This window comes from Paenibacillus sp. JT22N1, from assembly GCF_059692155.1.
Genome location: NZ_JCAUAW010000042.1, coordinates 1 through 11,469 on the forward strand (window position 1 = coordinate 1; position 11,469 = coordinate 11,469).

Genomic DNA, 11,469 nt, shown 5'->3' on the forward strand with positions numbered 1-11,469 from the left:
TTTCAAACGTACTTCTTCTCCTAATCTTTTTCCCATCCCGGATCATCCCCTTTGTAAATAAGTTTAATTTATTTAACGGGAGGACTCCAGTTTATTTAGGGGGCCTAGGAGCGAGATACAACAATGATCGGTTGCACCAGTGTGAGGTAGATGTATTGTTGCACAAAATACAACTTGGACTATCGTGCACTTGGGGATTTCAATTGGCGGGTGCCCAACTGGTCGATACCAACTGTTAGATGCCAACTAAAGTTGCTCGAAATGATGAATGTCTAAGTAGTGGGTGTGGTTGCTGAATTGGTGCGAGTACTCAAACTGGTGCGACTAATAATTATCCCTAACTCGCCGAATTGTTGTATTTTGTGCAACAATATGGAGGTATTTTTGGACAAATTGGCTTTTTGTTGTACCGCGTACAACATTTTGGTGGGAATCGCTCAGAAATAGGCGTTTTAAGCTCAAATTGTTGTACGGAATACAACAGTACCAGGCTACAGTGGCGTGAGGAAGGTGTATTGTTGCACAAAATACAACTTGGACTATCGTGAACTCGTGGATTTTCAATTGCCGGGTACCCAACTGGTGTAGGCACAGATTGGCTCGAATAGTGGAAGTGAAAAGCACTTGGCAGTTATGCAACATTGCTATGTGCTGCTAAGGCATCAGACCCATGCCACTAAATTAAATGCTGCCACGCACCTTCCTTAAGCTCATAGTAACAGGTATATTTGCCGCGCGTTATTGAGCGCAGGATGCCCTTTTCGACTAAACAATACAGCCATTTACGTGCTGTGCGAAAATTTACATCAGAATGCAGGATGATATCCTTGGGACGAATAGGCTTTCCTAGGTTTACTGCTAACCTAAGGACTTCCTTTTCTTCTGGAGAGATAGAAGTGGCTGCTATATTGCGGAGGAGATGGGGTCCGATGACCAATTGCAGCAGCATCCGGCATACCTCGGGCCGGTTCTGGATATCATCGAAGGAGAAATGAATCATTGTCCACCCCATTCCAATGAGGAACGTATCTCGGTTCAGAGCGTAACTGAATTTCTCGCGGTCCATATCTTTGATATGGCTTTGATAGCCGTCGCACTCAATTCCAAAACGGCCGAATGGGGTGAGGAACGCAAAGTCAAGGAATTGCGATTTACGATTCCAGTCGTAGATCTCATATTCCGGATGCAGATTCTCGAAGTTTCCGAATAGCGGCCACCAAACCTGTTGGAGCAGCAACTTTTCTGCATAGTTGTGCCCCCTAATTAAACGGCCCTTTCTTTCACCGCTTCTGCGTGCATGATGGTTTTCTATGAACGATTGATGTGCTTGTTCAAATGGCATTTGGCAAACGCCTCCTTATAAAAGAATAAAAAAAACGCCCTTGCGCCACAGGGCTCAAGGACGTTCTTCGTCTAACAGATATTATAACATTTTCCGGGAGACAGCGGAATTCAAAAGATTATCTTTATCCTAACGCTTTACAAGAATCACGCTCGATGAGTTCTCCATATATGGAAATCTTCGCAGGGCTTCCGCCGAAGTCGATTTTGCGAATCAGAAAATCCACGGCCTCATAGCCGAGCTGTTCGCGCTGCACTTGGATCGTCGTTAAGCGAGGAGCGATCATTTGAGCCGCTTCAATGTCACCAAACCCAACAACGGAGATATCCTCCGGTACCTTGTAGCCTTTGGAAATAAGGATTTGAATGAAGGAAATTGCAACGCGATCATCCGCACAAAACCAGGCTGTCGGCAGGGAAGTCATCGCATCGAGATGATCTGCTAACTGGGCGGGGGTGGAATTTAACGCTTCCAGTGGTAAGGGATTGACGATATTTTGATTCATATCGACTGTCAGCCCCGCATCTGTCATGGCATTTTGGTACCCGGACCAGCGTTCCCTGAAGCTCTTCGTCATACTAATCGCACCGATAAAACCAATCTGCCGATGACCTTTGTCAATGAGATGAGTGACGATTTTGTAAGCCTCTTCGGCATTCGCAGTCACCACAGCGTCAAGCTGTAAGCAATCATAATAATGATCCACCGTAACAAGGGGAATACCCAAATCCACAAGCTTTCGAACATAGTTAAGATGAAGGACGCCAACGAGTAATATACCGTCAAATACAATTTCATGATAAAGCTCCGGCAGGATGAGTTGATCCTCCATCTCTTGTGTAACACCGCAGATAATGGCGTTGTAGCCATTTTCTTTGGCTCTTTTTTCTATGGACCAGAACACTTCGTAATAGAAGATTTTATCATTACGAATGTTCTCAGGGATTAAGACGAGCAGGTTGCCGCGTTTCTTTTTTGTTTTGGAATCTGTCCGGTAGTTCAACTGATTAGCTGCTTCGAAAATACGAAAGCGCAATTCTTCGCTGACGCCAGCTTTATTATTAAGGGCCAAGGAGACGGCATTCTTGGAAATGCCCAACTTATCGGCGATGTCTTGCATGGAGGTTTTCGAGTTCATTTTATGTATTGCCCCTTGAGAAGTATGTGGATCCTATTTGTATTCTATAATTACAGAAGTCTATTTGTAAAGTAAAATCAATTAACATATTACTTTACAAATAGAAATTGTCAATGTAGTTGCATGGAGCCTTAACTTCTAAAAATGAATTGCTCAAGTTCATCTAGCTTTACAGATGAAAGCGGTCCTGAATTATCGAAATAGAGAATCGAAGAGGGATCAATAAGCCATTTGATTTCCCTACGAACGAGCGACTGGCTAAAATGCTTCCAGTTGTCCAGCTTCCAAACATCCAAAGCGGAGCCTCTAGTCCGTATTCGTTCTTGGTAGGCATTCTCGCTTGGTAAATAGACAAAAATAGCCCTAACGCACACATCGTTAATCGTAGCACCGACGCTTGAAAGTTCCTTTTCCAGCCAAAGCGGATCTGCCAGTTCTTTGGTGAAAGGTCCGACTACAATAGCATCCAAGCCTAGTTCGAGATTCTCAAGTGCTGCGTCCATCGTTATACGGTATCCTAAATCGCGACAGTATGTCTTGTATGTGGGGGAATCCCGGTCGTTCGGGTCTTGTCCGGCAAGGGTCATGATCGCTTCTGCCGCCGGTCGGAGCAGCGTATCCATGTCCAGAAAAGCTCCGCCGTGCTTGCGTGCCCATGCTTTGGCGAGTGTCGTTTTCCCTGCACCGGCAGGACCTATGAAAAATATGAGTTTTCGCATGCCTAACCTCCGAATAAAGCTTCCTTTTAGGGGGATTTGTACGATTATTGTAACATATGGGGCTCAAATCACATGAAATTCAGCAAACGTTCAGCTAATATTAAGGTTCTATTAAGGTTTAAGCCATAATTAGTTCACACTTATCAAGTAAAATACATAGCACAGGGGGCTTAAACCATACTGGAAGGAAAGATAGAGATGAAAAATAAAAATAAACCACTTGTCGGAAGTGGAAATAAAACAGCAACCCTTTCTTTGTCAGCGTCTGGAACCCAAAATAATCAAGTGCATAATTTGAACAAATCGTTTCATCAAATATCCAGCAATTCTGATAGTATTTCTGAAATAAGGGCTAATGATTGGCCTACCCAAGGTTGGAAAACATCTACGCCAGAGGCGCAAGGGATGAACTCGGCTACACTGGCCAAGATGCTTGAAGTTTTTCGCGACCAGCAGGTACATAGTGTAGCGGTTATTCGTAACGGACATTTGGTTGCTGAAGCTTATAATGAGAGCAGCCAAACTGATTTGCCGCAAGATGTGAAGTCCGTGACCAAAAGCGTGACGTCCGCATTGATCGGTATTGCCTTGTCTGAACGTAAGCTTATAAGTCTGGATCAGAGGCTTGCTACTTTTTTTCCTGAGCTGGAAAGTGATCCTCTGAAGTCAAAGATCATGTTAAAGCATTTGCTTAACATGACCTCAGGGCTTGCGTGGAACAATGAAAACGAACAATCCTCAACCGAAATGATGTACTCATCGGACTGGGTGCAAAATGTTCTGGAACGTCCGGCTAAGAACCAGCCTGGTGCCGTATTTAATTACAGCAATGGTGATGCACATCTTCTATCTGCTGTACTGCAAAAGGTAACAGGTGAGTCCATGTTAGACTATGCCAAATCCCGCTTATTCGACCCGCTTGGTATAACAGATGTCAACTGGAATCATGACCCTCAAGGCTGTACGATTGGGGCTTGGGCTCTGGCATTAACGTTAAGAGACATGGCCAAAATTGGCTATCTGTATCTGAAGGAAGGCCAGTGGGAAGACAAGGTCATTATTCCGAAGTCATGGATCCGGGAGTCGGTGACTAAGCGCGTATTCCTCAATTATAGTAATGGTACACAAGGTGGTTACGGCTATTATTGGTGGTCCAAGCCTTTGTCTCAGGGGCTAGTCAGAGGAAGCAAGAAGCAGCATGAAGTGTACTATGCATCTGGTTCAGGAGGAAGGCGCATATTTGTTGTCCCTGATCTGCAATTAGTCGTTGCAGCTACAGCGCATTCGGCGGATGTAGACATGCCGGAACAACTGCTGAACCATGTGGTTCAAGCTATTAGATCAGATAAGCCGATTCAAGAGAATTCGGATGCTTTTGATGGATTAGGTCAGGCTATTGAGGCTTTTAAGCTGGGAGTAGAGTAGGTTTAAAAAGTTTATAAATAATGAAGGAGCTGCCGTGGTAGCTCCTTTTTGCTTTACAAATTTTCTGATTTGTAGTTCGTAAATATGCAGGGATATATTGGGATTAATTGAATTAATAATTAGTTTGGTAAACGTTTTTTTATAAGGGGACGAGAATGGAGTTGGACATTTTGTCTGTAAATGTAACACACAAAATATACCTGAAAAAGGATTAAGATATATGGTATTTAATTATTTGGCTACTTCATTTGAGGGAGATATACTCGAAAATCCACCTGAAGGGGAGCTATTGTGGGTAGAAATCGAAGAAGCATTAAAGTTACCTATGCAAGATTGGTTTAAGCGAAGATTTCCTTTGTTTTTTGAACAGGGAACTTTCGAGATGAGTTTCGTTTGGAATGAGAAAAGCAATGAAACATTAGAAAAGACTATTAAGAACTATGGTGTGGGCGAATTCAAGCCTTATAATAATCACAAAAGAAATGAGGACATCATATGAAGGTTCCTTTTAAAGAAATTATAAAATCGGAAGATGATATTAGAGAACTAATAGGTTTTCCAAGTGAACTTGTAAAGCAAAAAGTAATTAACAGTTTAGATAAACATTGTCAGGATTTCATAAGTTTATCACCTTTATTATTTTTATCTACTTCTGATGATCAAGGTTATTGTGATGTTTCACCGAGAGGAGACGCTCCGGGTTCGGTTCTTGTTCTTAATGAAAGATATTTTGTTATTCCAGAAAGACCTGGGAACCGTAGGATTGTAGAATAATAGGATTCTTATATAGGAATCTATTGAATAAGACATCTTGAATAATATGAGGTGAAACTATGTTGGACGAATTTACAAAGAAACGATTAGAAAACATTTTGCAGGAATATATTGAGAAGAAGATTCCCAAACATTTAAACAATCAAATTCGGATGGTGTATAAATTTAGAGGGAACAATGTGACACTCATTGAGGAAAGAGAACCCTATATCGGTACGGAATGGACGCAATTTGACATTGCGCAGTTCAGATTAGAATCAAATGAATGGAAAGTCTATTGGAGAGACAGTAGAGATAAGTGGCACTGGGTTGATTATATCCATCCAGATAGTAATTTTGAAAAACAATTACAATTAGTTGATAAGGACAATACAGGAGTGTTTTGGGGATAAAGATTGCGAAATTTTGATGACCTTCGACAAGGCATTTATAGAACCGAGGTAACCCATGAGGAGAATTATTTGGCTTGTTCTTTCTGTATTCGTACTATCAGGCTGTACATACACTCTTCAAGACGCAAAGAATAATGGAGATATTATTGTAGGTCATCTAGGGCCAATGAACTCTGAAAAGATTGATTCTTTTGTTGCTGACTTTGAAAAACAAAGAGCATCTAAACTCAGAATTACTAGTTACTCAGTGGAAGGGGATCCAATATTAAGCGATCTCTATTATGATGGGAAGCAAATTAACTATACATTTGATAACTCAAGAGATAAACATGGTGGAAGACAAAAAGGGAAAGATAAAACATCGTGCAATAAAATTGAGAAGAGAAGTGTAACAAGAGAAGACAGTGCAAAAGGAATTGAATATATTTTAATGGATTGCAAGGAGATTATTGGTTTTCATTCAGCTGATAAAGATGAAATTTACTTAATGTTTAGAGCTCAGTAATTTTCTTGGTCTGCTTCCCTTCAAGCCCTCTTTTAAGGGCTTTTTTTTGTTCCCGAGGCAAGATGTAGTAATATAGGAAGAACAGCAAGAAGAAGGGGAGTTTATTCGTGGGTATAAGAAGTTTTACGGATTATAATTTGAGTGAAGATATCGTACGGGCGCTTCAAAGTTTAGGATACGAGCAACCGACAGATGTGCAGAACGAAGTGATTCCTATCGCACTGCAGGAGAAGGATATCACGGTTAAGTCACGTACGGGGAGCGGGAAGACGGCGGCATTCGGTATACCGATTTGTGAATTGGTGGAGTGGGAAGAGAACAGACCGCAGGCGCTGATTTTGACCCCGACGAGAGAGCTGGCCGACCAAGTGAAGCAGGATATCACCAATATCGGGAGATTCAAGCGGATTAAAGCGGTGGCTCTGTATGGGAAGCAGCCTTTTGCCAAGCAGAAGATTGAGCTGCACCAGAAGTGCCATGTTGTTGTTGGGACGCCGGGCCGCGTGCTGGATCATATTCAGAAAGGGACGCTGGACCTGGAGCGGCTGAAATATCTAGTCATCGATGAAGCGGATGAGATGCTGCGGATGGGCTTCATTGAGCAGGTGGGAGCGATAATTGATGAGCTGCCGACGGATCGCATGACGATGTTATTTTCGGCGACACTCCCGAATGACGTGGAACAATTATGCCATCAATACATGCATAACCCTATCGATATTGAAATTCAAACGCCGGAAGCGTCCAAGGTTCAGATTGAGCATTCCATTATAACGGTTCGAGAAAACGATAAGTTTAATGTGCTTAAGGATGTCTTCGTGGTGGAGAATCCCGATAATTGCATCATTTTCTGCCGGACACAAGAGCATGTCGACTACTTATACAGGCAGTTGGAGCAGCTAGACTATCCGTGCGACAAAATCCACGGGGGCATGATGCAGGACGATCGGTTCCTAGTCATGAATGCTTTCAAAAGAGGGGAATTCCGTTTCTTAATTGCCACGGATGTCGCGGCGCGAGGGATTGATGTGGAGGATATCACGCATGTCATTAACTACGATCTTCCGCTTGAAAAAGAAAGCTATGTCCACCGAATCGGAAGAACTGGACGTGCAGGGAAAACGGGCAAGGCGATTACGTTTGTAACGCCAAATGAGGACAAGTTTCTAGCTGATATCGAAGGCTATCTGGGGTTCGAAATACCGAGAAAAGACGCTCCCACGGCGGATGAGGTTGATCTTGGACAACCGGCTTTTGATCAGAAAATGCAGGCCACACCTGTCATTAAGAGGGATAAAAGTGACCAACTGAACAAGGGAATCATGAAGCTCTATTTTAACGGCGGGAAAAAGAAAAAGATCCGGGCGGTAGACTTTGTGGGAACCTTGGCCAAAATTGAAGGTGTGACGGCTGACGATATCGGAATCATTACGATTCAGGACAATGTTTCGTATGTGGATATTTTGAATGGTAAGGGTCCGCTAGTGCTCAAAATAATGAAGAATACGACGATTAAAGGCAAGCTGCTGAAGGTGCATGAAGCGAATAAATAAGATCAAGGATCCGGTTAGCCTCTATGGCTTGTCGGATTTTTTGCGATTTGGGGGGGAATGTTGTATTATCTGCAACAATCGGTGGGAAAACGTGGATTAGCTAGCCTAATGTTGTACAAAATACAATATTGCTTGAAGTAAACATTGCATCAATCATGGCTTGGACCCAAAAGGTGGGCAAACTAAAAGAACGCGTAAGCCATATTACCTCCCCACAGGTCAAAATTTTACCCAAAGGGGTCAATTAATTGACTTACCCATCCTACTCCACCAAGGTAGACTAGAGAAAACACGACATGGGGTGAATTTCATGGCTACCAAAATACATTCACAAGCAGACACCATTCCATCCGTACAAGTGAAGCGGAAGCGGTCCATGCAGCAGGTGCGTGAGGATCTGGTCGGATACGCATTCGTCAGTCCCATGATACTTGGATTATTTATTTTTACATTATTTCCGATCGTAGCTTCCTTTTTCCTCAGTTTTACGAATTGGAACTTTGTTGCCGGATTTTCTAAAGTGAAATTTCTCGGCTTAGATAACTTTGTTAAGCTTGTGCATGACAGCGTATTTCTTCTATCGCTCAAAAATAACCTGATTCTTATGATTGTAGTGCCGTTAACCTTAATCTCTTCACTCGTTCTGGCGGTTATCATTGATAAGAAAATTCATTTTAAAGATCTTTTTAAAGTTATTTATTTCATTCCTTATATTTCAAGTGTTGTTGCTGTAGCTATTGTGTTCCAGGTGCTATTTCACCCAACTTATGGACCGATTAATCAGATATTAATCGACTGGGGGATGGCGAACCCGCCCAAATGGCTAGCTGATCCGGATTTTGCTTTATATTGTGTGATGGGACTTATGATTTGGGTGAGTATCGGATATAACATGATTATTTTTATGGCCGGTCTGCAGTCGATTCCGAACGATCTTTACGAGGCAGCGGACATTGACGGCGCATCGAAGTTGAAGCAATTTTTCAGCATAACTGTGCCTCTCTTATCACCAACCACATTCTTCTTGCTCGTAACTGGCATTATAGGGACATTTAAAGCGTTCGACGTTATTTCCGTTCTAACAGGCGGCGGTCCTGCGAATTCAACCAGTGTAGTCGTATATCGTTTGTATGAAACAGCTTTCGTTAATCTACAATCCGGTTATGCCTCCGCTATGGCTATTGTGCTGCTGGTGTTTGTCCTCCTGATTACACTCGTTCAGTGGTTTGGACAACGTAGATGGGTCAATTACTAGAGAAGAAGGAGGAGTAACCGATGGACAAGTTTAAAAATGTTAAAAAAACGCTGCTAACTATACTCATGTTTATCATAGGCATATTGTTCATGTCTCCCTTCTTATGGATGATATCCGCATCTATGAAGCCGGAAGCTGATGTGTTTCTATATCCCATTCAGTGGATCCCGAAGCATTGGAATTTGATTGAAAATTATAAGGCGGTTTGGTCGACGAAGTTCTCTCTGTATTACTGGAATTCTATCAAGGTTTCCGTTTTGACTACGGCGCTTTCCGTCCTGCTTTCCTCCATGGCAGCTTACGCCTTCTCGAAAATCAAGTTTCGCGGCCGTCATGTGCTCTTTGTTCTCGTCCTGGCGATCTATATGATTCCCAGTCAAGCGATTCTTGTTCCGCAGTTTCTTTTGTTCCGCTGGATGGGCTTGTTCGATAGTCACTTTGGTTTAATTTTACTAGGCTCATTCAGTGTTCTCGGGACTTTCATGCTGCGCCAGTTCTATATGGGCATTCATGAGGAGTTTATCGAGTCAGCGCGAATGGATGGAGCGGGTCATGTTCGAATTTTCTTCTCTATCTGTACACCGCTTGTACGTCCGGCGATCGCCACTTATGCGATTCTGCGTTTTATCTGGACATGGAACGACTACCAGAACCCGCTTATTTTCTTAAGAACGAAAGATTTATTCACACTGCCTCTTGGCATTCGATCCTTCGCTGATTTAAATGGAGAGTTCTACTCACTTATCATGGCCGCTTCTGTATCGGCAATCGTACCTTTACTTATCATTTTTATCATTGGTCAAAAGCAAGTTATCGAGGGAATCTCGATGGGTGGGGTTAAAGGCTAAGGGTAAAAAGGTCAAAAAATGAATGCATGAGGTTAAAATAGTGCCTCGTGTGCTCCAAACAAGTTTGTTACGATCGATCATGTAAAGGTTTTCAAAATATTCAATACAACTTGGAGGGGTTCCTATGAAAAAGAGTTTATTAGTACTAAGCGGTATCCTAGCGATCAGTACTGCACTTGCAGGCTGTGGCAAAGGAGATACACCAGCAGCGGATACAGGTAAAGAAGCGGCAAGTGCGGCTCCTAAAGCTCCGGTTACGATTAAAGTACAAGGTTGGTACACCGAAGTTCAAGGGAATTGGAATGCGACAGTTGAAGCTTACAATAAAACACACCCGAACGTGAAAGTCGTTTATGAAAGCATGTCCGAAAAGGGTGATTCCCAAGAAGGTATGAAAAAGCTAGACCTATTAGCAGCTTCCGGTGAGCAAATGGACGTTGTTTTGTATTCCAGTGCACCTGACTTCGCTCAACGCGTAGGAGCAGGTATCTTGGAACCGCTTGATGAATATTTGAAGAAAGATAACATTGTTGTCAAAGATGAATATAAGCTTGACCCGATCGTAAACGGCAAATATTATGCGCTGCCAGGTAAAATGGCTGAATGGTTCGTTCTATTGAACAAGGATAAGTTGGATGAAGCGAAGCTTCCAGTACCAACAGAGTGGACTTGGAATGATTATGCAGAGTATGCTAAGAAATTAACCAAAGGTGAGGGTGCAGCCAAGTCGTACGGATCCTACTTCCATACGTGGAAAGAATATGCGGAATTGGCACTAAACAACGACATGGATAACGCTTACCTTGTGAAACCGGACGGTACACAGAACATCGATAATCCAAAGGTTCGTTTCTCCCTCGACTTACGTAACAAAATGGAAAACGTGGACAAAACATCCGTTCCTTTCTTTGAAGTTGTATCGCAGAAAATGGCTTACCGCGATGTATTCTATAGCGGAAAAACAGCAATGCTAGCAACTGGTAACTGGATGGTAGGAGAACTATCACAAAATGCGAAGTTTAAAACAGTGTTTGCTCCATATCCGAAGTATGACGCGAAAGATGAAAACGGTCTAACGATTGGTGGCGCAGACTTCATTGGTGTTGCAGCTAATTCCAAGAATAAGCAAGCGGCATATGACTTTGTGAAATGGTATACGACGGAAGGAATCCAAACACAGGGTCTGTTCTTCTCTAGTTGGAAGAAAGCCGATATTGCCAAGAATGTAGATGCGATTCTGAAAAGTGGTAAACCAGAACAAGCTGCTCTGATCGATAAGGATTCATTGCTGGCTACGTTGAAAGCGAATAAAGCAACGAAGCTTGTTATTCCTCCGACATATGCCCTGCAACAAGAGAAGGAATTCTTAACACAAGTCGAGCTGTTCTTGACAGGTAAGCAGGATCTGGAGAAAACAATTCAAACAGCAAAAACGAAAATCGAAGATATCCGTAAGAGCAATGCCCAGTAGTTATTAACGAATCGTGCACCATTCCTGATATAATTGAAAGAGGAGGC

Annotated in this window: 10 protein-coding genes and 2 pseudogenes; 9 read left to right on the forward strand and 3 right to left on the reverse strand. The window is 42.7% G+C overall.

Annotated elements, in window-relative coordinates; genetic code table 11:
* Positions 1-676: 676 nt before the first annotated feature.
* The 3 genes from AC58UU_RS38415 to AC58UU_RS38425 form a co-directional block, all read right to left on the reverse strand.
* A complete protein-coding gene (locus tag AC58UU_RS38415; RefSeq protein WP_497322727.1) occupies positions 677-1,342 on the reverse strand; it encodes a putative endonuclease domain-containing protein in 666 nt (221 codons plus the stop codon).
* A gap of 124 nt (positions 1,343-1,466) precedes the next feature.
* Positions 1,467-2,480: a LacI family DNA-binding transcriptional regulator gene (locus tag AC58UU_RS38420; RefSeq protein WP_497322729.1), complete on the reverse strand. Its 1,014-nt coding sequence runs from the start codon at positions 2,478-2,480 to the stop codon at positions 1,467-1,469.
* A gap of 131 nt (positions 2,481-2,611) precedes the next feature.
* A complete protein-coding gene (locus AC58UU_RS38425; RefSeq protein WP_497322730.1) occupies positions 2,612-3,199 on the reverse strand; it encodes a P-loop nucleotide/nucleoside kinase family protein in 588 nt (195 codons plus the stop codon).
* A 198-nt stretch (positions 3,200-3,397) separates the two neighbouring features.
* Here AC58UU_RS38425 and AC58UU_RS38430 point away from each other — a divergent pair, with 198 nt between their 5' ends.
* The 9 genes and pseudogenes from AC58UU_RS38430 (at position 3,398) to AC58UU_RS38470 (ending at position 11,422) form a co-directional block, all read left to right on the forward strand.
* Complete coding sequence (locus AC58UU_RS38430) at positions 3,398-4,624, forward strand: serine hydrolase domain-containing protein (protein ID WP_497322732.1); 1,227 nt, start codon at positions 3,398-3,400, stop codon at positions 4,622-4,624.
* Between the two features lie 199 nt (positions 4,625-4,823).
* Positions 4,824-5,123: pseudogene (locus AC58UU_RS38435) on the forward strand (NUDIX hydrolase); the annotation flags it as partial.
* Positions 5,120-5,389 (forward strand): annotated as a pseudogene (locus AC58UU_RS38440) (PNPOx family protein); the annotation flags it as partial. The pseudogenes AC58UU_RS38435 and AC58UU_RS38440, both read left to right, overlap by 4 nt.
* Positions 5,390-5,457: 68 nt before the next feature.
* The gene (locus tag AC58UU_RS38445) at positions 5,458-5,790 is read left to right on the forward strand and encodes a DUF3024 domain-containing protein (protein WP_497322733.1); all 333 of its coding nucleotides are present in this window, start codon (positions 5,458-5,460) and stop codon (positions 5,788-5,790) included.
* Between the two features lie 55 nt (positions 5,791-5,845).
* Positions 5,846-6,295, forward strand: coding sequence for a DUF4362 domain-containing protein (locus AC58UU_RS38450; protein ID WP_497322734.1), 450 nt, complete (start codon positions 5,846-5,848; stop codon positions 6,293-6,295).
* A gap of 107 nt (positions 6,296-6,402) precedes the next feature.
* On the forward strand, positions 6,403-7,848 hold the full coding sequence (locus tag AC58UU_RS38455) for a DEAD/DEAH box helicase (protein ID WP_497322735.1): 1,446 nt from the start codon (positions 6,403-6,405) through the stop codon (positions 7,846-7,848).
* Between the two features lie 310 nt (positions 7,849-8,158).
* A complete protein-coding gene (locus tag AC58UU_RS38460; protein WP_497322736.1) occupies positions 8,159-9,103 on the forward strand; it encodes a carbohydrate ABC transporter permease in 945 nt (314 codons plus the stop codon).
* Between the two features lie 20 nt (positions 9,104-9,123).
* Positions 9,124-9,951, forward strand: coding sequence for a carbohydrate ABC transporter permease (locus AC58UU_RS38465; protein WP_497322737.1), 828 nt, complete (start codon positions 9,124-9,126; stop codon positions 9,949-9,951).
* A gap of 124 nt (positions 9,952-10,075) precedes the next feature.
* Positions 10,076-11,422, forward strand: coding sequence for an ABC transporter substrate-binding protein (locus AC58UU_RS38470; protein WP_497322739.1), 1,347 nt, complete (start codon positions 10,076-10,078; stop codon positions 11,420-11,422).
* Positions 11,423-11,469: the final 47 nt, after the last annotated feature.